Here is a 25483-nt window from a genome sequence, read left to right on the forward strand (position 1 = left end):
TTTCGCCGATGTAGCTCAGGGGTAGAGCGCTTCCTTGGTAAGGAAGAGGTCATGGGTTCAATTCCCATCATTGGCTCATTTAAATAGTTTATATTTATACGGTTTAAATATTGTTCTAATTGTCTTAAATAATTTCGTACTATGGCTAAAGAAACATTTCAAAGGACGAAGCCTCACGTTAACGTAGGTACCATCGGTCACGTAGACCATGGTAAAACTACCCTTACTGCTGCTATTACAACTGTACTGGCAAAAAAAGGTTTTTGTGAAGTAAAAAGCTTCGATTCTATTGACAACGCTCCTGAAGAGAAAGAGCGTGGTATTACCATTAATACCGCACACGTAGAATATCAGACAGAAAACCGTCACTATGCACACGTTGACTGTCCTGGTCACGCCGACTATGTTAAGAACATGGTTACTGGTGCTGCTCAGATGGATGGTGCTATTCTTGTTTGTGCTGCTACCGACGGTCCTATGCCTCAGACTCGTGAGCACATCCTGTTGGCGCGTCAGGTAAACGTTCCAAAAATCGTTGTTTTCCTTAACAAAGTTGATATGGTTGACGACGAGGAGCTTTTGGAACTTGTTGAAATGGAAGTACGTGACCTGTTGAGTTTCTATGACTTTGACGGTGACAACACTCCAATCATTAAAGGTTCTGCTCTTGGTGGTCTTAACGGAGAAGCTGAGTGGGAAGAAAAAATTATGGAGTTAATGAACGCCGTTGATGAGTGGATTCCACTTCCTCCACGTGACGTTGAAAAGCCATTCCTTATGCCAGTTGAAGACGTGTTTTCTATTACAGGTCGTGGTACTGTTGCTACTGGTCGTATCGAAACTGGTATCATCAAAACCGGAGAAGAGATGCAGATCATTGGTCTTGGAGCAGCTGGTAAGAAAACTGTTTGTACCGGAGTTGAGATGTTCCGTAAAATTCTTGATGAAGGACAAGCTGGTGACAACGTAGGTTTGTTGATGCGTGGTATTGATAAGAATGAGATCAAGCGTGGTATGGTTTTGGCTAAGCCAGGATCAATCAATCCTCATACTAAAATCAAAGCTGAGATCTACGTATTGAAGAAAGAAGAAGGTGGTCGTCACACTCCTTTCCATAACAAATATCGTCCTCAGTTCTACTTGCGTACTCTTGACGTAACTGGTGAGATTACTCTTCCAGAAGGAACTGAAATGGTAATGCCAGGTGACAACGTAACTATCACTGTTGATCTTATCTACCCTGTTGCTGTTAACGTAGGTCTTCGTTTCGCTATTCGCGAAGGTGGACGTACTGTTGGAGCTGGTCAGGTTACTGAGATTGTAGAATAATACGTTTGTATACATAGAACACAATGGTTGAAAGCGGCATAATTGTTGTTTTCAACCATTTACACGGGTGTAGCTCAGTTGGTAGAGCACTGGTCTCCAAAACCAGGTGTCGGGAGTTCGAGTCTCTCCTCCCGTGCTTATTGAAAGAAAATGTCAGATTTCCATAAGGTTACCTGAATGATTGATATTAATAAATTATCTGAAAATGAACAAGGTAAAGGCGTATTTTAAAGAAGTTCATAACGAATTGATCAACAAAACTTCATGGCCTACCTGGGCTGAATTGCAGAATAGTGCAATTGTTGTTATGGTAGCTTCTGTAATTATTGCAGCAATTGTATTTGCCATGGATATGTCTTTTGATACTTTACTGGAGTGGTTCTACGAAAAGTTGTACTAATTACCTGAGAAACAATTTGTAATGGGTGATATAGAAAAAAAATGGTACGTACTCCGTGCGATTGGTGGTAAAGAAAAGAAGGTTAAGGAGTATATCGAAAGTGAAATTTCCGGGCTGAAAATGCAGGATTATGTCTCACAGGTATTAATTCCAACCGAAAAGGTTTACCAGATCAGAAACGGAAAAAAAATCAGCAAGGAAAGAAACTACTTTCCGGGGTATGTTTTGGTTGAAGCAGCACTAATTGGAGAAGTTCCGCACATACTCCGTAATATTCCAAATGTTATTGGGTTTTTAGCTGATCGAAACGATGTGCCGACACCCCTAAGAATGAGCGAGGTCAATCGCATATTGGGTAAAGTAGATGAACTTTCTGAAACTGCTGAAGAATTAAACATTCCTTATGTGGTTGGTGAAACAGTGAAAGTTACAGATGGTCCGTTTAACGGGTTCTCTGGTATCATTGAAGAAATCAACGAGGAAAAAAGAAAATTAAAGGTTATGGTCAAAATTTTTGGCCGTAAAACTCCACTTGAATTAAGTTTTTTACAGGTTGAAAAGGAGTAGTATTTTCATTTAGTAGCGGGGCTTCCAGGGTCGTTAACGGCCTCTACAAATGAGATGAACAACCTGATTAGATCTGAATTTTTATAACTAACACGAATTGCTACAATGGCTAAAGAAGTAGAAACTTTTATTAAGCTTCAAATCAAGGGCGGTGCAGCTAATCCGTCACCTCCGGTGGGTCCCGCATTGGGAGCTAAAGGGGTGAACATCATGGAGTTCTGCAAGCAATTCAATGCCAGAACTCAGGAGAAAGCCGGAAAAGTACTACCGGTTGTTATTTCAGTTTATAAGGACAAATCATTTGATTTTGTTATTAAAACTCCTCCTGCAGCGGTACAGCTGTTAGATGTATCTAAAGCAAAAAAAGGTTCTGCCGAACCCAACAGGGTTAAGGTGGCATCTGTTACCTGGGATCAGGTAAAAGGAATTGCTGAAGATAAAATGGCTGATTTGAATTGTTTTACAGTGGAATCTGCGATGAAGATGGTCGCCGGGACTGCCAGAAGTATGGGAATCACCGTTGATGGTGAGTTTCCGGGTAACAATTAAAACTTGTTTGCAAAAATGACAAAACTAACAAAGAATAAGAAGTTAGCTTTAGAAAAGATCGATTCCGACAAGTCGTATACCATTCAGGAGGCAGCCAATCTTGTTAAAGACATCACCTTTACTAAGTTTGATGCATCTGTGGATATCGACATCCGTTTAGGCGTAGATCCCCGGAAAGCTAATCAGATGGTTCGTGGTGTTGTTACGCTTCCTAACGGAACCGGAAAAGAGACCAAAGTATTGGTGCTTTGTACGCCGGATAAGGAAGATGAAGCAAAAAATGCCGGTGCTGATTTTGTTGGGCTTGATGACTATATTGAGAAAATCAAAGGTGGTTGGACCGATGTGGATGTTATCATCACTATGCCTAGCGTTATGGGTAAAGTTGGGGCTCTTGGACGTATCCTTGGACCTCGTGGCTTAATGCCAAACCCTAAAAGCGGTACCGTTACCATGGATATTGGAAAAGCTGTTGCCGAGGTGAAAGCTGGTAAGATTGATTTCAAAGTAGATCGCTATGGAATTATTCATACCACAGTCGGTAAAGTCTCTTTTACTCCTGAAAAACTAGTAGAAAACGTTAAGGAGTTTGTAGGAATGGTTCAAAAGTTGAAGCCTTCTTCAGCTAAAGGTACTTATATCAAGAGCATTTATCTGTCAAGTACCATGAGTCCCGGAATTCGGATTGAAACCAAATCTTTGGAGGTTTAATTTTTAATTTTAGAAATCTGGAAACATGAAAAAGACAGAAAAAGCTACGATAATTAACGAACTTGTAAACATCATCGGTGAGTATAGCCATTTTTATATTGCAGATACTCAAGGATTAAATGCAGGTTCTACAAGTGATCTTCGTCGTCTCTGTTTTAACAAGGAAGTTAAAATGATGGTTGTGAAAAATTCACTTTTTCAAAAAGCCATCGAGCAGAGTGAGAAAAATATAGAAGGCCTTGATGAGGCTTTAAAAGGCACATCGGCTGTACTTTTCTCCAATACAGGAAATTTACCTGCTAAATTGATTAAAGAATTCCGCAAAAAAGCAACCATTCCAATTTTTAAAGGTGCTTTTGTCGAAGAATCAGTTTATATTGGAGAGAGTCAATTGGATACATTATCCAATATTAAGTCTAAAGAGGAGTTGCTGGGCGATGTTATTGGCCTGTTGCAATCACCAATGAAAAATGTTGTTTCGGCACTTCAATCTGGTGGATCAACTATTTCAGGAATCCTCAAGACACTAGAAGAGAGAAAATAAAAAATTACTAACAGAAATTTATTAACACTTACAAAAATGGCAGATATTAAAAAGCTTGCAGAAGAATTAGTTAATTTAACTGTAAAAGAAGTTACTGAACTGGCTGACGTATTAAAAGAAGAATATGGTATCGAACCTGCTGCTGCTGCTGTTGCAGTTGCTGGTCCTGCTGCTGCCGCTGGTGGCGAAGAAGCTGCTGCTCAAACTGAATTTGATGTAATTCTTAAGTCTGCAGGTGGTTCAAAATTAGCCATCGTTAAACTGGTTAAAGAAATGACCGGTGTAGGTCTTAAGGAAGCTAAGGAATTAGTTGACAAAGCACCGGCTCCGATCAAAGAAAAAATTACTAAAGAAGAAGCTGAAGCACTAAAATCTCAATTAGAAGAAGCTGGAGCAGAAGTTGAACTTAAGTAATCAGATACTCCCGATTTAGGGAACGGTTTAGGAACCCAATGGTTTGGGATCCTAAACCTTTTTATGCTTATATGTTTTAAGTTCAATTAATTAGTTGATAAATGACTCCAAATACTGCCGAAAGAATTAACTTCGCAACCATCAAGAATCAGTTGCCATACCCTGATTTTCTTGAGGTTCAATTAAAATCTTTCCGTGAATTTTTCCAGTTGGCATCTACGCCTGAAGAAAGGAAAATGGAAGGGTTAAACAAGGTGTTTTGGGAGAATTTCCCTATTACTGATACCCGTAATAATTTTGTACTCGAGTTTCTCGATTACAGCATTGATCCGCCCCGATACTCCATACAGGAATGTATCGAGAGAGGATTATCATATAGTGTTCCGTTAAAGGCTAAACTAAAATTATATTGCACCGATCCCGAACATGAGGATTTTGATACCGTGGTTCAGGATGTTTACCTGGGTACAGTACCATACATGACCGATAAAGGCAGTTTCATTATTAATGGTGCCGAACGGGTTGTGGTATCACAGCTGCATCGTTCACCTGGTGTCTTTTTCGGGCAAAGCATTCATGCCAACGGAACTAAGTTGTATTCGGCACGAATTATTCCTCTAAAAGGATCATGGATTGAATTTGCAACAGACATCAACAATGTCATGTTTGCATATATAGACCGGAAAAAGAAGCTTCCGGTTACTACTTTGCTGCGTGCAATTGGTTACGAGAGTGACAAGGACATTCTTGAAATCTTCAACTTGGCCGACGAAATTAAAGTTTCAAAAGCAACACTTAAAAAGGTTGTGGGCAGAAGGTTAGCTGCACGTGTGCTGAAATCATGGATAGAAGACTTTGTGGATGAAGATACCGGAGAAGTTGTATCCATTGAACGTAACGAGGTGATCATAGACAGGGAGACAATTCTTGAAAATGAACACATAGATGAAATTGTAGATTCGGGTGCAAAAACAATTTTGTTGCATAAGGAAATGACCAATGCAAGTGATTTTGCAATCATCTACAATACTTTACAAAAAGACCCATGTAACTCTGAGAAAGAGGCAGTTGTTCATATTTACCGTCAGCTAAGAAATGCTGAGCCACCTGATGAAGCTACTGCAAGAGATGTCATAGACAAATTGTTTTTCTCAGATAAAAGATATGACCTTGGAGATGTAGGTCGTTACAGGATTAATAAAAAGCTAAATCTTGAAACTGATCTTGATACCAAAGTATTAACCAGAGATGATATTATTGCCATTATCGGTTATTTGATTGAATTGGTAAATTCAAAAACTGATGTGGATGATATTGACCACTTGAGTAACCGTCGTGTTCGTACTGTAGGAGAACAGCTTGCCAATCAGTTTGGAGTCGGGTTGGCACGGATGGCCAGAACCATTCGCGAGAGAATGAATGTACGTGACAATGAGGTTTTCACCCCAATTGATCTGATTAATAGCAAAACGTTATCGTCTGTTATTAACAGTTTCTTTGGAACCAATGCGCTGTCGCAGTTTATGGATCAAACCAATCCATTGGCTGAGATCACTCATAAACGCAGAATGTCGGCATTGGGACCAGGTGGTTTGTCGCGTGAGCGTGCCGGTTTTGAAGTGCGCGACGTTCACTATACACATTACGGCCGACTTTGTCCGATTGAAACACCAGAAGGACCAAACATTGGTTTGATCTCTTCTCTTTGTGTGTTTGCCAAGATTAACGATCTTGGATTCATTGAAACCCCATATCGTAAGGTTACTGAAAAGAAAGTGGATTTAACCAATGAAGGGGTGGTTTACCTGAGTGCAGAAGAAGAGGAAGCACGAACCATTGCTCAGGCTAATGCACCGCTCAATGAGGAGGGATTTTTTGTAAATCCAAGAGTAAAAGCACGTTTGGAAGGTGACTTCCCTGTTGTTGAGCCTGAGGAAGTTGGTCTGATGGATGTGGCACCGAACCAAATTGCTTCGGTAGCAGCTTCTCTGATTCCATTCCTTGAGCATGATGATGCAAACCGTGCTTTGATGGGGTCTAACATGATGCGTCAGGCAGTGCCTCTTTTACGTCCTGAATCGCCTGTTGTAGGAACAGGATTGGAGAGTGTTCTAACGCGTGACTCAAGAACTCAGATTGTTTCTGAGGGAGAAGGAGTTGTTGAGTATGTGGATGCTGATGAAATCATCATCCGCTATGACCTGACAGAAGATGAGCGATTTGTAAGCTTTGAAACTGAGACCAAAAGATATAAACTGACCAAATTCCTCAAAACCAACCAGAATACCAGCGTTAACCTTAAGCCAATGGTTGAAAAAGGGCAGAGGGTTACTAAGGGACAAATTCTTACAGAAGGTTATGCCACTGAAAAAGGTGAATTGGCATTAGGCCGTAATTTGCGTGTTGCATTTATGCCTTGGAAAGGATACAACTTTGAGGATGCTATTGTATTGAATGAGCGTCTTGTAAAAGATGATGTGTTTACTTCGGTACATATAGATGAATACTCTCTTGAGGTAAGGGATACCAAACGTGGTTTGGAGGAACTAACTTCTGATATTCCGAACGTAAGTGAGGAAGCTACCAGAGATCTTGATGAGAATGGGTTGATCCGCATTGGAGCTCATGTTAAACCTGGTGATATTCTTATCGGAAAAATCACCCCGAAAGGTGAAAGTGATCCAACCCCTGAAGAGAAACTTTTACGTGCGATCTTTGGCGAAAAAGCAGGAGATGTAAAAGATGCTTCTCTTAAGGCAACTCCTTCACTGTCAGGAATTGTTGTTAATAAAAAGCTTTTCTCAAGGGTAATGAAGGATAAAAAGTCCAGAACTTCAGATAAACCTTTATTGGCCAAAATTGACGAGGAGTTTAACAGATCTGTAGCAGACCTTACAAATCGATTGGTTGACAAACTTTTCTCGTTGATAAACGGAAAAACAAGTCAGGGAGTTAAAGATTATCTGGGAGTTGATGTTATTGCCAAAGGTACTAAGTTTACTCAGAAGATACTTCAGGACACTGATTATCTGAACGTCAATCCCAATAAGTGGACAACTGACAAAGAGAAGAACGAACTGGTTCAGCGTGTAATTCACAACTATCGTTTGAAATACAAGGAGTTGGAAGCATCTGAGAAACGTAAGAAATACAATGTTACAATAGGTGATGAACTGCCCGCAGGAATTGTTCAGTTAGCGAAAGTATATATTGCTAAAAAGAGAAAAATTACTGTAGGTGATAAAATGGCAGGTCGCCATGGTAATAAAGGTATTGTTTCTCGTATTGTACGTCAGGAAGATATGCCTTTCCTTGCAGATGGTTCGCCTGTAGATATCGTTCTAAACCCGCTTGGTGTACCATCAAGGATGAACCTAGGACAGATATATGAAACTGTTTTGGGTTGGGCTGGAGATGTATTGGGCATTAAATTTGCCACTCCAATTTTTGATGGAGCATCAGAGGACGATCTTGAGTATTATACAACAAAAGCCGGAGTTCCAAAATTCGGTAAAACCTATTTGTACGATGGTGGTACCGGTGAGCGTTTCCACCAACCTGCAACTGTAGGGGTTATATATATGCTTAAACTTGGTCACATGATTGAGGATAAGATGCACGCCCGGTCAATTGGACCATATTCGCTTATTACGCAACAACCACTGGGTGGTAAGGCTCAGTTTGGAGGTCAGCGTTTTGGAGAGATGGAAGTTTGGGCGCTTGAAGCATTTGGTGCAGCCAATATTCTTCAGGAGATTCTTACAGTTAAATCGGATGATGTACTTGGACGCGCTAAAGCATACGAGTGCATTGTTAAGGGTGATCCGTTACCAACACCTGGTATTCCTGAATCGCTCAACGTACTTCTGCATGAAATGCGTGGTTTAGGATTGAGCGTAAATCTTGAGTAGTATATCACCGGATGGTTAGCCGGTAACGGCTAACCAATTCGGATATTAATTTTAATTACTTAATACTCTACTATATATGGCATTCAGGAGAGAACAGAAAGTCAAGAGTAATTTTACCCAAATCTCAATAGGTTTGGCATCTCCCGAAGAGATACTCGAACGCTCAAGCGGCGAAGTACTTAAACCGGAGACCATCAACTATAGAACTTATAAACCCGAAAGGGATGGATTATTCTGTGAAAGAATATTCGGACCTGTAAAGGATTATGAGTGTCATTGCGGAAAATACAAGCGCATTCGTTACAGAGGTATTGTTTGTGACCGATGTGGTGTGGAAGTAACCGAAAAGAAAGTAAGACGTGAACGCATGGGACATATTTCCCTTGTGGTTCCTGTTGCTCATATTTGGTATTTCCGTTCATTACCCAATAAAATTGGTTACCTGTTAGGGTTGCCAACAAAAAAGCTTGATTCAATCATCTACTACGAGCGCTACGTTGTTATTAACGCAGGAGTAAAGGAGGCAGATGGTGTAAAATACATGGATTTTCTTACTGAAGAAGAATATCTGGATATTCTAGATTCACTTCCAAAAGGAAATCAGCAATTGGATGATGAAGATCCAAATAAGTTTATAGCAAAGATGGGGGCAGAAGCATTACACATGATTCTTTCGCGCCTCGATTTGGATGATCTTTCTTATGACTTACGTCATAAGGCCAATACTGAAACTTCACAACAGAGAAAGAATGAAGCACTTAAGAGACTTCAGGTTGTTGAGTCATTCAGGGAGTCAAAAGGCGTAAATCGTCCTGAGTGGATGGTTGTAAAGGTTGTACCTGTTACTCCGCCTGAGTTGCGTCCGTTGGTGCCGTTGGATGGTGGTCGTTTTGCTACATCTGACTTGAACGACCTTTATCGTCGCGTGATTATACGTAATAATCGTCTTAAGCGATTGATCGAGATCAAAGCTCCGGAGGTAATTCTTCGTAATGAGAAGAGGATGCTACAGGAATCAGTTGATTCACTCTTTGACAACTCACGTAAGTCAAACGCGGTTAAAACTGATGCCAACCGTCCGTTAAAATCTCTTTCCGATAGTTTGAAAGGAAAGCAGGGACGTTTCCGTCAAAACCTTTTAGGTAAAAGGGTGGATTACTCAGCTCGTTCGGTCATTGTTATCGGTCCAGAATTGAGAATGCACGAATGTGGTCTGCCAAAAGACATGGCTGCTGAACTGTATAAGCCATTTATCATTCGTAAATTGATAGAAAGAGGCATCGTTAAAACGGTTAAATCAGCTAAGAAAATTGTAGATCGTAAAGATCCTGTGGTTTGGGATATTCTTGAGAATGTATTGAAAGGACATCCTGTTTTGCTGAATCGTGCTCCAACTCTTCACCGTTTAGGTATTCAGGCATTCCAGCCTAAATTAATAGAGGGGAAGGCAATTCAATTACATCCATTGGCATGTGCGGCTTTTAACGCCGACTTCGACGGTGACCAGATGGCTGTTCACCTTCCATTGGGTAATGCTGCAATTCTTGAAGCTCAAATGTTGATGCTTGGTTCACAGAATATTCTAAACCCTGCAAACGGAGCTCCTATTACAGTGCCTTCACAGGATATGGTTCTTGGTCTTTATTACATGACCAAAATGAGACCTGGAGCCAGAGGTGAAAACCTCGTGTTCTACTCTCCTGAAGAGGCAAAAATTGCATATAATGAGAAGAAAGTAGAGCTTCATGCCAAAGTTAAGGTTAAAACCGTTGACCTGAACGATAAAGGTGAACTTGAATTGATGTTTGTTGAAACAACCATTGGGCGGATACTCTTTAATGAGGTTGTTCCTAAAGAGGTTGGGTTTATCAATGAACTTTTAACCAAGAAGGCTTTACGTGATATTATTGGTGTTGTACATAAGCGTTGTGGAACGCCAGTAACAGCTGATTTCCTTGATAACATCAAGAACCTTGGTTATAAAATGGCCTTTGAAGGTGGTCTCTCCTTTAACCTTGAAGATGTTATTATTCCTGAAGAGAAAGCTACTTTGGTAGAGTCAGGATATCAGGAGGTTGAAGAGGTTTTGAATAACTATAATATGGGATTCATCACCAATAATGAGCGCTATAACGCCATCATTGATATCTGGACGCACATTAATGCGCGTTTAACGCATATTCTGATGGAACAGCTTAGTTCCGACCAGCAAGGATTCAACTCAGTATATATGATGCTTGACTCTGGTGCGAGGGGATCAAAAGAGCAGATTCGTCAGTTATCAGGTATGAGGGGATTGATGGCGAAACCTCAGAAGAGTGGGGCAGAAGGAGGTCAGATTATTGAAAACCCGATCTTGTCAAATTTTAAAGAGGGATTGTCAGTACTGGAGTACTTTATTTCAACTCACGGTGCTCGTAAAGGTTTGGCCGATACCGCTCTTAAAACAGCTGATGCCGGTTACCTTACTCGTCGTCTTGTTGATGTGTCTCAAGATGTCATCATTACAGAGGAAGACTGTGGTACTTTGCGAGGATTAACCGCAACAGCACTTAAAAACAATGAAGAGATCGTAGCTTCTCTTTACGAACGTATTCTGGGAAGGGTTTCTGTTCATGATGTATATAATCCTTCAACAGGAGAAATAATTGTAAAATCTGGTGAGGAAATTACCGAATCAGAGGCTAAATTAATTGACTCATCTCCTATTGAGCGCGTTGAAATACGTTCAGTTTTGACTTGTGAATCAAAAAAAGGAGTATGTTCCAAATGTTACGGGCGTAACCTTGCCAATGGACGTTTGGTTCATAATGGAGAAGCTGTAGGTGTTATTGCAGCCCAATCCATTGGTGAGCCAGGTACTCAGTTAACACTTCGAACATTCCACGTTGGGGGTACTGCTTCCAACATTACATCTGAGAGCAGTATGTTGGCACGTTACGATGGTGTTGCTGAAATTGATGAGTTGCGAACAGTTCCATTTACCACGGAAGAAGGTGTCGAGGTTGATGTTGTAATTGGTCGTTTGGCTGAAATGAGAATTGTGGATAAGAACACAGGTATTGCTTTAACAACGCAGCCTATTCCATATGGAGCAAAGCTTCACATCAAAAACGGTGCTACCATTGCTAAAGGTGATTTGGTATGTGAGTGGGATCCATGGAATGCATTGATTATTACAGAGAAATCTGGTACCATATCATTTGAAAACCTGATAGAGGGTGTAACTTACAAGGAAGAGTCTGATGAACAAACAGGTTTCCGTGAAAAAGTTATTATTGAAACCAGGGATAAGACAAAGAACCCAAGTGTTCGAATCGTTGATGGAAAAGGAGAGGTGCTGAGGGTTTATAACTTGCCAGTAGGTGCTCACATATCGGTTGACGAAGGAGAGTCGGTAAGTCAGGGACAGATTCTTTCTAAAATTCCAAGGGCTATGGGACGTTCCGGAGATATCACCGGAGGTTTGCCTCGAATCACGGAGTTGTTCGAGGCCAGAAATCCATCAAACCCATCGGTTGTTGCCGAAATTGACGGAGAAGTTACTTTTGGAAAAATCAAAAGAGGTAACCGTGAGATCATTGTAACCACTAAAAGTGGAGAAGTTAAAAAGTATCTGGTACCGCTTTCGAAGCAAATCCTTGTACAGGAGAATGATTACGTGCGTGCAGGTACTCCACTGTCAGATGGAGCAATTACCCCGGCTGACATTCTTGCAATTAAAGGACCCACAGCCGTTCAAGAGTACATCGTAAATGAGGTTCAGGATGTTTATCGCCTGCAGGGAGTGAAGATTAACGATAAGCACTTTGAGATCATCGTACGTCAGATGATGCGTAAAGTTGACATTGACGATCCAGGTGATACGAAGTTCCTTGAAAAGCAAATTGTGGATAAGATTGAATTCATGGAAGAGAATGATGAAATCTTTGGCAAAATGGTTGTGGTAGACAGAGGCGACTCACAATCATTACGTCCGGGACAAATCATAACTGCCAGACGATTGAGAGATGAAAACTCTCAATTAAAGAGAAGGGATTTAAAATTGGTTCAGGCTCGTGAAGCTGTTGCAGCTACCTCAAGTCAGGTGTTGCAAGGGATTACCAGAGCAGCTCTGCAAACCAAGAGCTTTATGTCTGCAGCTTCGTTCCAGGAAACAACAAAAGTTCTTAATGAGGCCGCAATCCAAGGAAAGATCGATCGCTTGGAAGGTCTTAAAGAGAATGTTATTTGTGGACACCTCATTCCAGCGGGAACCGGTTTGCGTGAGTACGATAAACTTGTTGTAGGATCAAAGGAAGAGTACGACAAGCTTGTTGGAGGCAAAAAGGATTCTGAGAAGGTATATCAGTAAAACGATAAACTTTGATATATAACAAAGGCTGCCTGCTAAAGGCAGCCTTTGTTTTTATGCATTATCAAGTGCTGATTTTAATTTCTCTGTTACCTCTTCAGCTATTTGTTGTACTTGTTTGTTTTTGATGGGTAGCATCGCCGCATTGGCATTGATGATGGCGACTTCAATGGTGCCTTCATCCAACTGCTGAACGATGACATTACATGGTAGAATGGTGCCTATTTTGTTATCAGCTTTGAGAGCTTCAAATGTGTATTTGGCGTTACACGCTCCAAATACAATATACTTTTTAAAAGTAATATCCAATTTCTCTTTTAGCACTTCATGAAATTTAATCTCAAAAAGGAACTCAAATCCTTCATCTTTTAAAGAACTTCTGATCCTTTCTTTTGTATGATCAAATGAAGTGGCAAATATTCTGCTAAAATAGTAGCCCATGGGTTAATAGAGTTTTGATTAGAGAATTACTAAGCCTACTAAAAGGGGGAACATGTCATAAACAGAACGGAAATAGCTGTGAACTATGAAAAAATGAATATATTTATACCAGTTAATGCAACATAAATACCGGCAAACGCCTGAAATATTATTATAATGGAAGATACAAAAAAGAAACCACAATTGAAAATTGAGTTGAATGAGGAAATTGGACAAGGAATCTATTCCAATTTAGCCATAATCAGTCACTCACCTTCTGAATTCGTTTTGGATTTTGTACGTGTCATGCCCGGGGTACCTAAAGCCCAGGTAAAGTCCAGAATTGTTCTCACGCCGGAACACGCTAAGCGTCTCTTACACGCTTTGAAAGATAACATCAATAGATTTGAGCAGCAGCATGGCCCAATAAAGAATATTGAACCACAGGGAGGTGTTAATCCCATGGGATTTGGCGGCCCTGTTGGTCAGGCATAATGTAAAGAGTAGCGTTCTTTTTTTAGTTTTCTTAGAAGAAACCGATGACTCAACATTAGAGGTGTAACTGAGTTTCGGTTATTTATTTGATAATCTTTGACCAATAGCTCTCCAGTCTTTTCCTTTTACCCTCTATTTTAAGCCCTGGATTTTTTCAATTTGCAGGGAAGTGTCATTATGAGACCTTTGCTAAGACGCATTTAATAATGCGTTTAATTATTTGTTGTAATAGAGGAATGTATGTTGTTAGAATGCGTACATCATATTGGGGTAAGGCATGCAAAGTTTGTTCTATATGGTTGAATTATTCAGGAATCTTTTTTTATAATCTTAAATGATCGTAATTTTGAAAGAGTTTGGTTGGCAAACCAAGCTCTTTCTTTGATTATACCTTGATTCTGATTAATTTAAAGTCAAATGGTTTTTGTGAAATTGCATAAATATAAAATCTCCGGGTTCATTTTTTTTCTGTTTTTTTTGACTCTGCTATCTCTTAATTGTGGAGAAGCCTATACAGAAAAGAGCAATACCTCTGATGTTTGTTTCTGGGAAAAACTTAAATCCGAGAGCCGATACTGGGTTGATTCGGTGTACAATTCTCTTACACTTGAAGAACGCATCGCGCAGCTTTTCTGGATTGCAGTGGAAAATCCAACCAATGCAACAGCCTTTCGAAGAGCGATTTCCGAAACTGAAACATATCAACCCGGAGGAATTCTGCTTTTCAGGATGTCTCCAGAGACTGCTCTGGAGGTGATTGATGAATTTCAGAAAGTCTCCAATACTCCGTTGTTTGTTTCCATTGATGGGGAATGGGGGTTGGCTATGCGGTTTCCCGGTGTTGAGCCTTATCCATTTGCCATGACTTTAGGAGCCATTCATAATGACTCGCTCATTTACAGAATGGGAAGAAAAATGGCTCATCAATTCCGGTTGTGCGGAATTCATGTAAACATGGCTCCCGTTGCCGATGTAAACAGCAATCCTGCAAATCCGGTCATCGGATTTCGTTCATTTGGCGAAGACCCCAAAAATGTGGCACGGAAATCCATTGCCTATATGCAAGGGCTACAGGATGGGGGAGTTATGGCAGTTGGGAAACACTTTCCCGGACATGGTGATACTTCAACCGATTCGCATAAAACACTTCCACTCGTCGCACATTCACGCCAGCGGCTTGATTCCATGGAGATTTATCCTTTCAAAAGAATGATTGATGAGGGTTTGTGGGCTGTAATGTCTGCACACATTGAGATTCCTGAATTGGAGAGTGAACCTGGATTACCGGTAAGTTTTTCTCAAAAAGTTTTGAAAGATTTGTTGAGAGATGAAATGGGATTCAGGGGTTTGGTAATTACTGATGCTCTGAACATGGAAGGCGCCAGGGTGATGGGGAAACCCGGAGAACGGGACGTGCTTGCGCTTTCTGCCGGAAACGATATCGTTGAATTTACAGAAGATCTGCCTGCTGCCATCAAAGCTGTTAAAGAAGCCATTAAAAATGAAACTTTATCTTTTGAGGCGATTGAAGATAAATGTCGGCGTTCGCTGGCATTTAAATATTGGCTGATTGAAAGAAAATCATTGGATGTGGATGCCATCGATGATGATTCAGATTCATTAATGGAGATGACATCTACAGAAAATATTCTGGAACTACTCAATAATGAACAAGTTACTGAATTAAACAGAGAATTGTATGAGGCAGCCCTTACTCTGCTTAGGAATGAGAATGATGTTATAAGCTGGTTTGAAAACCAGCAATATGAAGGGGCATTTGTTTTATTGGGAGAAGCGCCTGCTTTACTGAATAAAATCAGCAACCGGTTTGATTGTCCTGTTTATCAGCTCCCACTGAATAACCCTTCTTTGTTTAGCCAAAGAGTCCGCCAATTAGAAAAATATCAACAAAAGGTCATTGTGATATCTGACACCCGTTGGGGAAGCAGGGCGGGTAATGCAATACAGTTGTCTGAGATTGGTGTTTTGGCCGATGAAAACAGTGTCGTTTTCTTTTTAGGGAACCCCTATCACCTGATAAACTATGAGGTCTTAACCAATGCCGCAGGGTTAATTGTGGCATATCAGAACAATGAGCAGGCTCAGCTGGCAGTGATTAATGCGTTATCGGGGCATATTAATTTCAGCGGAAGGCTTCCGGTTTCGGTGGGTGAATTGTTTGATGCCGGCGATGGAATAAAACGTTAGCCTGCTATTTCTTTCTTTTCACACCTCTTGTGGCTTTTTCATTCCATGGGTCGTCGGGCCAAACATGCTTTGGATAGCGGCTTTTCAACTCTTTTTTTACTTCAAAGTAGGCGTTGTTCCAAAAACTTTTCAAATCGGATGTAACCTGTACGGGCTTAAATCCGGGCGATAAAAGGTGAAGCAAAACTTTGGTGTTGCCGTTGTTTACTTTCGGTGTTTCTGCCAGGCCAAACATCTTCTGAAGCCTGACTGACAATACCGGTGGTGAACCATCTGAATTGTATTTCAGCTTTATTTCCGACCCGGATGGTACTTGTATGGTTCGTGGTGCGAGTCTCTCCAACTCTTTTTGTTTCTCCGGCTCCAGATGATAGTGCAGCGCATTTATTAAATCAATTTTAGCTAAATCATCGTTGCGCTTGATGTTGATTAGATATGGCTCTATCCAGTTTTCACAGTTTTTTAGCAACGCTGAAGTGGATACATCCGGCCAATTCTCTTGCGGATTCCATATTTTCAGACTTAAAACGCGATTTTGCCACTGTTGTACATCGGGGTTAAAGTCCAAAAGGCGTTCGCCTTCTTTTTTTAACGCCTCCACAATAGCTTTTAAAATCAGTTCAGAATCGGGGTTCTCCAGAGGCACTGACTGAAGGGTTATGCTGCCTATTTTCAGGTCTTTTGAAGCAACGAGGCCACCTTTCCGAACGTCCCATGTCACGGTTTCGGTTGTTTTTACCATGGACGCCAAATCCTTTGGATTAACCGGCGCTGCCAGAAAAATCTTTCCGTCACCTTGTCGTGCATCCATGCTGGCAACCACCAGCCAGGGTTCGTGGGTCAAATCGTCGGTGTGTGAGGCAATGGCGTAAGTTCCGTTGGAGAGTTGAAACCGTGCGTTGTTTCCCGATCGCGCTGAGGCTATGCGTTCCGGGTAGGCGAATACCAACAAAAGCCCGGTATCGTATGGGTCGAATAGAGAGTTGGAAGCATCAATATTAAACATTTTTCGGTAGGAAGATGCTACTTTATCAATTCGACTCCATATTCTGTTTCCGGATTTTTGGCTTCGGTATCTGCGAAGTGCTTCAATTCTAAGATTGATATCAATTCCCGAATCTCTGCCTAAAGGGTCTCGCTCTTCAAGAACGGCTGCCAAATCAGTTGCCAATGGCAACTGATTTTCTTCTTCAGCTTTTAATAACATGTGTGCAATACGCGGATGGCAAGGCAATGCAGCCATCTTTTTTCCATGGGATGTGATTTTTTCATCCTCCAAAGCTCCAAGTTGAGTCAGTGTGTCAATAGCCTGTTGCAAGTGTGAGCGGGGCGGAGGTGTTAGCCATGTTAATTCATTGATGTTGAGATTTCCCCACTGAGCCAAGTCCAAAACCAACGAACTCAGGTCCGACTCTTCAATCTCTGGAATTCTGTGAGCCTTCATTCGGTTTTGGTCAGCTTTGCTCCACATTCTGTAGCACTTTCCGGGGCCTAAACGGCCGGCTCGCCCGGCACGCTGGTCGGCTGTGTCTCTTGTTATTTCAACCGTTGTAAGTCTGGATAGTCCGTTTCCCGGGTTGAATTGCATGGTTCGGCCATAGCCACTGTCCACCACCACCGAGATGCCTTCAATGGTTAAGCTGGTTTCGGCAATGGAGGTGGCAATCACCACTTTGCGTTTTCCATGTTTGTTTGGCATGATGGCTGCCATTTGAGCGGCGAAAGGCATTTGGCCGTAGAGTGGATGAATGTTGATTTCCGGTAATGATTTTTTCAAAATCTCTTCACATTGCCTGATTTCTGCCTCTCCGGGCAGAAATACAAGAACATCTCCTTTCTCTTTTTGTATGGCTTCACTAACTGTTATGGCTGTTTGTTGGGGCAAGAGAGTCAGGTCTCTTACACCGGTATAAATCGTTTCTACAGGGAACTGGCGTCCATGAGCTGAAACCAGGGGAGCATTGAGTGTTTTGGTGAGTATTTCGGTGTTTAGCGTGGCAGACATGACGACCAACCTGAGGTCGGGGCGGATAATTTGTTGAGCCTCGCGGCAAATGGCAAGTGCCACATCTGCAAATAGGCTTCTCTCGTGAAATTCGTCGAAGATAACGAGTCCTGCGTTTTCCAAACTGTTATCAGACTGAAGCATACGGGTAAGAATTCCTTCAGTCACCACTTCAATGCGGGTTTTTTCCGATGTTTTGTTTTCAAAGCGAATGCGGTAACCAACCGTTTCACCTATGTTTTCACCTAGCAAATTTGCCATTCGTGCAGCAATGGAACGTGCAGCAAGCCGCCGTGGCTCAAGCATAATGATTTTTTTGCCATCCAGCCATTTTTCTTTAAGCAACGTAAGAGGTAGCATGGTACTTTTACCTGCGCCGGGAGGTGCATGTAAAATAAGCGTGTTCTGTTTGTTTAATTCCTCTTTTACCTTTGGAATTATTTCATGAATAGGAAGTTTCTGCAGTTCCTGTTGAAAAAGTTGATTGCTCACGTTATTGGTGTATTCTGATTAAGTACATCACTTAAAAATTAAATTTGGCTACTTGTGTGTATAAAACAACTAAAATCAGTTGATTCTACTATAGAAATCATACTAATAGCGAGATGGATAGTCAATTGTAGCTACCCAAGTTCCCTTTTGGGTTGGCAGAATGGTTTCAAGTCCTGGTAGTTTTGTCATGAAGAGCCTAGTAATTGTCGAGATTCGCCCATTTCGATACTCCTGGAGAAGGGTTTAGGGGAGGGACTCTTTTTTACCTGCTCGAATTATTATCAAGTTTCGGAAGCCCACCTCTTTTCAACATTTCAATAGCCTTTTCTAATTTTTAGGAAAAAGAATTTTATCGTTGAAAAGGTCCAGTGACTTGTCCACCAACACTAGGGGTTTCTTTTTTGTATTAATGTCTTTTGATCCCATTATAGATTTAACGGTCATATATATGAAATGTTTGGGATTGCGGGTGTTATTACTGTCTGTCGTTACAAAAGTTGATGAGGGGCAGTCCCGCATGTGCGAGATCAAGTGTCTACTTAACCCCCAATGCTTAATACATGATATTAGCGAACGTAGTCAATTAAATTTAATATCATGACATTTGTAAGTCGAAGTCTTTTTTTGTCAGCTTTATTTTGTTGTTAGACAGTGACTCCAATGTCTTTTTAATATGGGTCGCTCTTTCTTGTTGTATAAATGTAGGAATTAAATCTTCGAGTTTAATTTTAAATAATCGGTTGATTATAACTAAATCTTCTTTAGAAAAAGGTCTTAGTCCATTAATCAACTCCGACATATATCCTTTTCTATGTCCAAGAATTTTCGCCAAGTCATTTTGTTTTAATCCAGTAGCTTGTAGTTTTGTTTTAATTAGTTCTTTTCTTTTTTGATAAAACAGATTTTCTGCTTGAACAATTGCTTCGGCTAAGTCACTCTCCTTTATTTGATTATCTGTGATTTTATCTTCGTCTGCCCAATTGTTTTGTTCATAATCTTTAATCAATCCACGTAAATGTCTGCGAATAGGTTCATATGATTTATCTTCTTTTACTAAAACTCGAAGATTTAAATACAAAGATGATGCTTTTTCATATTCAAGTTCACTTGTCAGCGAGTTAATCTTTTCTATGTTTTGTATTGAAAATTTATCCATTTTATATTAGTTTTTGAACACGTAACCATTTCTCAATTGTTGTCTTATTGCCCTTGAAAGTTTTATCATACTCACTATGTGAGCCTGCCCAGATAACTGTTGCCTCGTTTTCCTCAAATACTATCAAAATCATGGTACGGTGAATGTTTATGTCAAAAAAATAAAATCCATCGCTATGTACACAATCGGCATCTAATCGAGTTTCCTTAATATCAGTCTGTTTTGTCCAGTTGGCATTTTCAATATCTGAGATTAATTTATCAATCGCTTTGTTCAATTTAGTATTGCCTCGATTCTTGGATTTGAGTTTAAATAGTATGTGTTTTCTTAATAATTCCAAATTTGTAGTTTTAATCAATACAAAGCTAAGAAATAAGTTTCATATATTATGGAACATCGGTTCATTTCTTTGTAATGGATCTTGTCTGTTTTTTAGCTAACTCATACTTATCAATCATCATTTCTAACCATGTTTTTACAAAAATCGCAATTTAATCACTAAACTTCTATATTTCCATGAGTCTTCTAGTTTATTGATTTAGTGTTAGTATTTTATAATTTGCTGTTTTTGTAAATGTGTAAAACGCACAACAGAATGAGCAAATATTTATAAAAAAGCTCAATAAAAAGCGCATTTGTCTGTTTTTTTGCTTGCGAAATTATGTTTTAGAAAGTCAAGTAAGTAGAAGTAATACAGACCCTCTATTTGGATTATTAAGTTAAATCTAAATTGCCTCCCTCCCTCACACTTAAAAAGCCAAACGCACCAGTTTACCAGTTCATTTTATACTTGACTTTACACTAGCATCAAATTTTACTATCTGATTCCAATAAAACCATTCCTCAATTCTTATTGATTAATCCACTCCTTAAAACTTCTTGCTCTTTCCCTGCTTACCACAATTTTTTCAGGGGTTTCGGGTCTGGTTTTAACTATGAGCTTGCCATTGAACCAATTTTCAATTTTATGAATTATTTCAATGTTGATGATGTATTGCCTGTTGGCACGATAAAAATAGGAAGGATTTAGTTCGTCTTCAAGTTTTTCCAGCGGAAGGTCAATGATGTGGTGAGTTCCATCAAAAGTTACGGCTGTGGTAACTTTTTGAGAGCTGTGAAACCACGCCACATCTGCAATTTTTAGTTTGGTATATCCATCTATGGCAGGAACAAGAATTCTCGATCTGAAAGTTTTTTTTCCTTCTGTGAGTGCATAAGCAAGGTCTTTGATATCGGTAATGTTGGTGGTATGTATTTGAGAAGCTTTCAGCTTCTCAAACTTTTCTATGGCACTTTTTAAATTTTCCGGTCGCACCGGTTTTAATAAATAATCTATGCTGTTTACCTTAAACGCCTGAATGGCATATTCATCATAAGCCGTTGTGAATATAATCATTGAATTCACCTCCGTTTGGTCAAAAATCTCGAAGCTGATGCCATCCGATAACTGAATATCCAAAAACATCAAATCCGGATGTGGATGGCTTTGCAGCCATTCCACGGTTTCTTCCACTGCGGTTGTGGCGATGACAATCTCCCAATCGGGTCTGATTTTTTCTATCATCCCTTTTAAAAGCCTTTGTGTAGGAATTTCGTCTTCTGCTATTAATACGGTTGTTTTTATTGTTTGCATGATGCTTTGTTATTTCTCGTTTCCCAATAACGGTAAAGTCACAATGAACTGTTTCTCGTTATGAATGATATCCACCTCCTTGTCTGATAGGAATTTATATCTTTTTATGATGTTCTCAAGACCTGTTCCAGTGGAGTAAGTTGTGGTTTTAGGGTTTATGTTGTTGGTTACGCTTAATGTCTGGTTATTGTTGCTGGTTATTTCAATAACTAACGGGTCTTTTTCGCTCGCACGATTGTGTTTTATAGCGTTTTCAATCAGTATTTGAAGGGTCATGGGCGGCACGTACAAGGTGAGATGACCGGATTCGATATTGGTTTGCATCTGTAATGCATTTCCCATCCTGATATTATGAAGATACCTGAAATCATCGAGAAAATCCAGTTCTTCTTTGAGTGTGGTGGTGAGATTGTTCCGTTGCTGAAGTACGTAACGATAAACATCGGACATTTTTTGTGCAAACTCAACAGCACCCGGTGGATTGTATTGAATTTCAGAAATTAAAACACTAAAACTATTGAACAGAAAATGCGGATTCAGCTGGTTTTGCAGAGCCATATAGTCCGATTTCAGCTTGGCCTGTTTCAGTTCCTCATTTTCAATGAGCGACTGTCGCCAATTGTAGGCAAAGCTACGCATAATCAATACGCTGTTGAAACCAAGAATAAAGATTGTTCCAAAAATAAAGGTGATGATGGCATCTTTGGACAGAGAGCGGGGTGCCAGCAGTGAAAAAATAACGGTTACAGCAATCAGCCACAGCACACTGATGAATACCTGAATTCTGATTCGTTTGGTGATTTGTGAGAACCAAGGCACTCTTTGGTTTAGTATTCTGTTGATGATGATGTTGCCTTCGCTCAGCATGTTGATGCCTACCACCGCTAAGATAATAGAGAGTGGCTTGCTGTAGATGTCATCCACATCCAGAACCGCACCTAAAAAAAGCATTGAAACAATACCCAAAGCTGAAACATAAGCCATTCTCCTGATGGTTGCCATCAATCCGGGATTCATGATTTGATCCTGAAGTTTTTTGAAATCGTGGGTATTGAATTTTTCTGCTGTATTCATTGATTGTGGTTATTCAGATATTTTATTGCAAATGTAGTTCTTTCGTAAAGAAAACCATTGCTGAGAATAACCGTAACGGATTAATCACAGATTAAACCGTTTGTAAATGAGAGCGGATTAAAGAGTTAATCAAACCAATATGGATAATCTGCATCTCCAATGAACTTTTTTCTTCGCGAACCATCGGGATTCATCATTTTAATGGAACCTATTGCTGTAGTGGAGTTGGATCTGTTTGTGAAAACAATATGGCCTCCATTGGGTGAATACATTGCATTTAAGTCATTGGTTCCACTGGATTTTCCCTGTGAAAGATTGGTCAGTTGCCCCGAATTTGTGTTCATTCGATATATTTTGGCATCCAGCATTCTTCCCACAGGAGAGTCTGTTCCGCTCATGTCCATAGAGAACAATATGTGGACATTGTCAGGATGAACTGCCAAGCCTTGTATGGCATAATCACTGTTTTTATAAACTTGTTGCATGTTACTGCCATTGGCGTTGAAGGAGTATATTTGTCTGTTTTTAATGGTGTTACCAATGATCATGACAAACAATCCTGAACCATCAGGTTTATATATGACTTCCCTGAAATGAGAACCTTCAGGAGCGACTGCCAGAACTTGCATGCCGGTACCGTCCGGGTTGATTCTGTACAATTTATCGAAACTTGTAAACACCAGATGGGAACCGTTTGGAGCCCAGTCATATTCAATTTTTTGGTGAAAGTAGCTTCCGATTGGGACTGTCGTTAACCTTTTTACATCTGAACCATCCAGGTTCATGGTATAGAGTTGTGGAGCGATGTTTTGAGTAGATTCAAATGCAATTCTTGTTCGCTGATTGTTTATTTTGGCATTCCAGATATGGTGTTTGCTGTTTGTAATTTGAATTATATTGGCTCCTAGTGTGTCTGTTACAAACAGCTGAGATAATTCATTCTCAACTCTTGAAAACAAGATCTGATTTTTAGGGAATGATTGAGTTTTGAACTGACGAATTTCTGAAAACACTCGTCCTGCTTCGTTATAGGCCTGAACTTGCCAGTAGTACCAGGTCTCAAACTTGAGGTTGTTGATGTGATAGAACGTGTCTTCCAAATTTGTATAAATCATTGGATTGCCGAAATGGCCTGATTCATAAACAAGAAGGTCGTAGAATGTAGAGTCTGTATTCTCTGCTTGCCATGAAATGGTTATTTTTGTGCTGTTTTGGTTACTGTTATTCAGTGGCCAGTGTTTTGACGTGAAAGCAGGTGCATGCTCTGCCGTGAGATTCTTTTCTATCATAATCTCTACATCCGTTGTTTGGTTATGAAGCACACTAATGGTTACGCTTTGGGATTTAAACCCGCTTTTCCCGGCAATGACATTGTATTCCCCTTCATGGATGTTTTCAATATAAAACATCCCTGTTTCATCTGTTCTGACACTTTCACTGTATGGATGGGTTGTGACTCTGACATCAGGAATGGGATCAAAATTGACGTTGTCAATGACATATCCTTTCAGTTTTCCGGTTAGAGGTGTCTCCAATCTTTCTTCACATCCTGAAAATATAATCATTGTCAGGAAAATTATTACGTACCAGTTATGAGTGGATTCTATTTTCATTGTTTCTTTTTTTAGTTGCCAGATTGAATTCGTCGGGTATAATTTCTAATTAATCTTGTTGGCTAAACCAGTAATGCGAAATGTCAGATTTCTGATCGAACATTGGATAGACTCAGTTGATTCTGGGATTCTCATGGCTCGAATTATGGCCTTTATTTATCGTCCGTTTGAATTGTTAATTATTCGTTTTTAAAAAGATTGAATCTGTATGCTATCCCAAGGCTAAACCCCCATATTCGATCGTTGTATTTTCCATGAACCATTCCATCAAATTCATCATTTAAAAAATAGTGACAATCTGCCGAGACTCTAATGAACAGTGGTAGTTCCTGCAACTTCCATTGATACCCTGCGCCAAAATGAATAAACTGAAATATGTTGTTGTTAAAGGAAGGGTCATCGTAAAACCATTTTTCTCCATGTTGGTAGTTGATTCCATATCCGGCTTTCAGAAATGGCGAGTTTCTATAATGAGGGAAAATGGGGAGGTTCAACGTTAAACTCGACCAGCTTACATTTGAATTGAAATTTCTTTTTGCAGCTACCTTGCCGCTCCCTATATTTAATGAGAGATTAATGGGTTTGTTTTCAAAGAAACCCAGGCTCACTTCCGATCCCGGCTTAACAACTCCGGAGGCTACGTCGCTGTCAAGAATCAATCCTCCCATATTTAAACCAACGCAAAACATCTTGTCGTTTTGCATGGAGATATTTCCAAGATGGTCGGTAGCGTAGCTCATCTCCTTTTCTTGTCTGTAACTCTCAAAAACAGGCATGTTTATATGATCCGGATCCAGAAGCTCCCACAGGTTGTCTTCTATGCCTTCAACAATTAATGCCAGCACGGCTTTGTCTATGGCCTCCTGAACCGCAACAAATGAAGGCTCGTTATATGTATAGCCGGTTTCAGCCTCCAGAAGTTTTTTTAGCGAAACAAACCTGAAAACGCCCATGTCCATTTTTTGTGAAAGGATTGTTTTGGAGGCATGTACTGTTTTAAGGATTCTGCCGGTGCTGGTTGACACCGCTCTTAAATAGACTGTAACCTGATCTTCCCGATATTGGCCGGAAGCACCGGTTCCGAAGTATCTGGCTCCAACTCCTCCTGTACGAATGTTGGTCTCATAAGCAATGATTCCACCTTCAATAATGACTCCTGCGTAGAGTAATGGCGGAAGGTTTCCGCTCCCCTGAAACTGCTCTTGAGTCTGACGAATGATGCGACGTTCATTCAACAGATTCGATAAACCTTCGCGTTCTATTGTAATGAACCAGTTGGACTCTTCCAGAGATTGTATGAGTACAGAAGTGGCTCCCTGAGTGACAACCGTTGACCAGCTTGAGGAGTGTTCTGTTAATTTGTACTGTCCCGTTTGATCTCTGAAGCTATAAACTGCTGCATAAATTCGTTCACGGGGAGGAGGCAGTTCACTGATCTCTTTGTGATGTACCCTGGAGAATTCTCCAAACCTCGCCGGCATTGTTTTAAGTGGGTGTTTAAAAGTACCGGCACAGCCCGTTAGAATATAAATGGTGATTAGGGAAAGCGTGGCAAATAGTGCACTCCTTTCGTATTTGTGGTGTAGGAACATAAGTCAATTCGTATAG

The 25483-nt window shown here is 40.3% G+C and carries 19 protein-coding genes and 2 tRNA genes; 13 read left to right on the plus strand and 8 right to left on the minus strand.

Features of this window, described 5'->3' with window-relative positions; translation table 11 throughout:
- Nucleotides 1–4 precede the first annotated feature (4 nt).
- From EV194_RS04645 to rpoC, 11 genes are all read left to right on the plus strand, one after another.
- Nucleotides 5–76, plus strand: a tRNA-Thr gene (locus EV194_RS04645).
- Nucleotides 77–141: 65 nt separating this feature from the next.
- Nucleotides 142–1329, plus strand: a complete 1188-nt coding sequence (gene tuf / locus EV194_RS04650; RefSeq protein ID WP_132432585.1) for an elongation factor Tu — start codon at nt 142–144, stop codon at nt 1327–1329.
- Between the two features lie 63 nt (nt 1330–1392).
- A tRNA-Trp gene (locus EV194_RS04655) sits at nt 1393–1465 on the plus strand.
- A 69-nt stretch (nt 1466–1534) separates the two neighbouring features.
- Nucleotides 1535–1729 (plus strand): preprotein translocase subunit SecE, encoded by a 195-nt coding sequence (gene secE / locus EV194_RS04660; protein ID WP_079556528.1) that lies wholly within the window; start codon nt 1535–1537, stop codon nt 1727–1729.
- A gap of 21 nt (nt 1730–1750) precedes the next feature.
- Nucleotides 1751–2296 (plus strand): transcription termination/antitermination protein NusG, encoded by a 546-nt coding sequence (gene nusG, locus EV194_RS04665; RefSeq protein ID WP_079556529.1) that lies wholly within the window; start codon nt 1751–1753, stop codon nt 2294–2296.
- A 105-nt stretch (nt 2297–2401) separates the two neighbouring features.
- The gene (rplK, locus tag EV194_RS04670; RefSeq protein WP_079556530.1) at nt 2402–2845 is read left to right on the plus strand and encodes a 50S ribosomal protein L11; all 444 of its coding nucleotides are present in this window, start codon (nt 2402–2404) and stop codon (nt 2843–2845) included.
- A 15-nt stretch (nt 2846–2860) separates the two neighbouring features.
- A complete protein-coding gene (rplA, locus tag EV194_RS04675; RefSeq protein WP_079556531.1) occupies nt 2861–3556 on the plus strand; it encodes a 50S ribosomal protein L1 in 696 nt (231 codons plus the stop codon).
- Between the two features lie 25 nt (nt 3557–3581).
- Entirely contained in the window at nt 3582–4100 is a 519-nt protein-coding gene (rplJ, locus tag EV194_RS04680) for a 50S ribosomal protein L10 (RefSeq protein WP_132432586.1), read from the plus strand.
- A 36-nt stretch (nt 4101–4136) separates the two neighbouring features.
- Nucleotides 4137–4514 (plus strand): 50S ribosomal protein L7/L12, encoded by a 378-nt coding sequence (rplL, locus tag EV194_RS04685; RefSeq protein ID WP_132432588.1) that lies wholly within the window; start codon nt 4137–4139, stop codon nt 4512–4514.
- A 101-nt stretch (nt 4515–4615) separates the two neighbouring features.
- Complete coding sequence (rpoB, locus tag EV194_RS04690) at nt 4616–8425, plus strand: DNA-directed RNA polymerase subunit beta (RefSeq protein WP_132432590.1); 3810 nt, start codon at nt 4616–4618, stop codon at nt 8423–8425.
- Between the two features lie 76 nt (nt 8426–8501).
- Nucleotides 8502–12779, plus strand: coding sequence for a DNA-directed RNA polymerase subunit beta' (gene rpoC, locus EV194_RS04695; RefSeq protein WP_132432591.1), 4278 nt, complete (start codon nt 8502–8504; stop codon nt 12777–12779).
- A gap of 54 nt (nt 12780–12833) precedes the next feature.
- Here the strand turns inward: rpoC and EV194_RS04700 are convergent, their stop codons facing one another.
- Nucleotides 12834–13220 carry a DUF302 domain-containing protein gene (locus EV194_RS04700; RefSeq protein ID WP_132432593.1) on the minus strand — a complete coding sequence of 129 codons (387 nt, stop codon included), beginning with the start codon at nt 13218–13220 and terminating at the stop codon, nt 12834–12836.
- Nucleotides 13221–13376: 156 nt separating this feature from the next.
- On the opposite strand from EV194_RS04700, the gene EV194_RS04705 reads away from it, so the two are divergent.
- Entirely contained in the window at nt 13377–13694 is a 318-nt protein-coding gene (locus tag EV194_RS04705; protein WP_079556537.1) for a DUF3467 domain-containing protein, read from the plus strand.
- 417 nt (nt 13695–14111) lie between these two features.
- Nucleotides 14112–15902 carry a glycoside hydrolase family 3 protein gene (locus EV194_RS04710; protein ID WP_132432594.1) on the plus strand — a complete coding sequence of 597 codons (1791 nt, stop codon included), beginning with the start codon at nt 14112–14114 and terminating at the stop codon, nt 15900–15902.
- Nucleotides 15903–15906: 4 nt separating this feature from the next.
- Here the strand turns inward: EV194_RS04710 and hrpB are convergent, their stop codons facing one another.
- The 7 genes from hrpB to EV194_RS04745 form a co-directional block, all read right to left on the minus strand.
- On the minus strand, nt 15907–18399 hold the full coding sequence (hrpB, locus tag EV194_RS04715) for an ATP-dependent helicase HrpB (RefSeq protein ID WP_132432596.1): 2493 nt from the start codon (nt 18397–18399) through the stop codon (nt 15907–15909).
- A gap of 595 nt (nt 18400–18994) precedes the next feature.
- Nucleotides 18995–19555, minus strand: coding sequence for a helix-turn-helix domain-containing protein (locus tag EV194_RS04720; RefSeq protein WP_132432597.1), 561 nt, complete (start codon nt 19553–19555; stop codon nt 18995–18997).
- A gap of 1 nt (nt 19556) precedes the next feature.
- Nucleotides 19557–19895 (minus strand): type II toxin-antitoxin system HigB family toxin, encoded by a 339-nt coding sequence (locus EV194_RS04725; RefSeq protein WP_132432599.1) that lies wholly within the window; start codon nt 19893–19895, stop codon nt 19557–19559.
- A 510-nt stretch (nt 19896–20405) separates the two neighbouring features.
- On the minus strand, nt 20406–21188 hold the full coding sequence (locus EV194_RS04730) for a LytR/AlgR family response regulator transcription factor (protein ID WP_132432601.1): 783 nt from the start codon (nt 21186–21188) through the stop codon (nt 20406–20408).
- Nucleotides 21189–21197: 9 nt separating this feature from the next.
- Nucleotides 21198–22262: a sensor histidine kinase gene (locus EV194_RS04735; protein ID WP_132432602.1), complete on the minus strand. Its 1065-nt coding sequence runs from the start codon at nt 22260–22262 to the stop codon at nt 21198–21200.
- Nucleotides 22263–22387: 125 nt separating this feature from the next.
- On the minus strand, nt 22388–23875 hold the full coding sequence (locus tag EV194_RS04740; RefSeq protein ID WP_132432604.1) for a carboxypeptidase-like regulatory domain-containing protein: 1488 nt from the start codon (nt 23873–23875) through the stop codon (nt 22388–22390).
- 179 nt (nt 23876–24054) lie between these two features.
- Nucleotides 24055–25467, minus strand: coding sequence for a CsgG/HfaB family protein (locus EV194_RS04745; RefSeq protein WP_132432605.1), 1413 nt, complete (start codon nt 25465–25467; stop codon nt 24055–24057).
- Nucleotides 25468–25483 lie beyond the last annotated feature (16 nt).

It is taken from the genome of Natronoflexus pectinivorans, from assembly GCF_004345615.1.
In the GTDB taxonomy this organism is placed as follows: domain Bacteria; phylum Bacteroidota; class Bacteroidia; order Bacteroidales; family Marinilabiliaceae; genus Natronoflexus; species Natronoflexus pectinivorans.

What these genes read in the sequence shown, in the direction of transcription:
- EV194_RS04700 (WP_132432593.1), bottom strand. Translation starts at nt 13,220, where the DNA reads ATGGGCTACTATTTTAGCAGAATATTTGCCACTTCATTTGATCATACA.
- EV194_RS04745 (WP_132432605.1), bottom strand. Translation starts at nt 25,467, where the DNA reads ATGTTCCTACACCACAAATACGAAAGGAGTGCACTATTTGCCACGCTT.
- rpoB (WP_132432590.1), top strand. Translation starts at nt 4,616, where the DNA reads ATGACTCCAAATACTGCCGAAAGAATTAACTTCGCAACCATCAAGAAT.
- secE (WP_079556528.1), top strand. Translation starts at nt 1,535, where the DNA reads ATGAACAAGGTAAAGGCGTATTTTAAAGAAGTTCATAACGAATTGATC.
- nusG (WP_079556529.1), top strand. Translation starts at nt 1,751, where the DNA reads ATGGGTGATATAGAAAAAAAATGGTACGTACTCCGTGCGATTGGTGGT.
- EV194_RS04705 (WP_079556537.1), top strand. Translation starts at nt 13,377, where the DNA reads ATGGAAGATACAAAAAAGAAACCACAATTGAAAATTGAGTTGAATGAG.
- rplA (WP_079556531.1), top strand. Translation starts at nt 2,861, where the DNA reads ATGACAAAACTAACAAAGAATAAGAAGTTAGCTTTAGAAAAGATCGAT.
- rplL (WP_132432588.1), top strand. Translation starts at nt 4,137, where the DNA reads ATGGCAGATATTAAAAAGCTTGCAGAAGAATTAGTTAATTTAACTGTA.
- rplJ (WP_132432586.1), top strand. Translation starts at nt 3,582, where the DNA reads ATGAAAAAGACAGAAAAAGCTACGATAATTAACGAACTTGTAAACATC.
- EV194_RS04730 (WP_132432601.1), bottom strand. Translation starts at nt 21,188, where the DNA reads ATGCAAACAATAAAAACAACCGTATTAATAGCAGAAGACGAAATTCCT.
- EV194_RS04710 (WP_132432594.1), top strand. Translation starts at nt 14,112, where the DNA reads ATGGTTTTTGTGAAATTGCATAAATATAAAATCTCCGGGTTCATTTTT.
- EV194_RS04720 (WP_132432597.1), bottom strand. Translation starts at nt 19,555, where the DNA reads ATGGATAAATTTTCAATACAAAACATAGAAAAGATTAACTCGCTGACA.
- EV194_RS04735 (WP_132432602.1), bottom strand. Translation starts at nt 22,262, where the DNA reads ATGAATACAGCAGAAAAATTCAATACCCACGATTTCAAAAAACTTCAG.
- tuf (WP_132432585.1), top strand. Translation starts at nt 142, where the DNA reads ATGGCTAAAGAAACATTTCAAAGGACGAAGCCTCACGTTAACGTAGGT.
- EV194_RS04740 (WP_132432604.1), bottom strand. Translation starts at nt 23,875, where the DNA reads ATGAAAATAGAATCCACTCATAACTGGTACGTAATAATTTTCCTGACA.
- rplK (WP_079556530.1), top strand. Translation starts at nt 2,402, where the DNA reads ATGGCTAAAGAAGTAGAAACTTTTATTAAGCTTCAAATCAAGGGCGGT.
- rpoC (WP_132432591.1), top strand. Translation starts at nt 8,502, where the DNA reads ATGGCATTCAGGAGAGAACAGAAAGTCAAGAGTAATTTTACCCAAATC.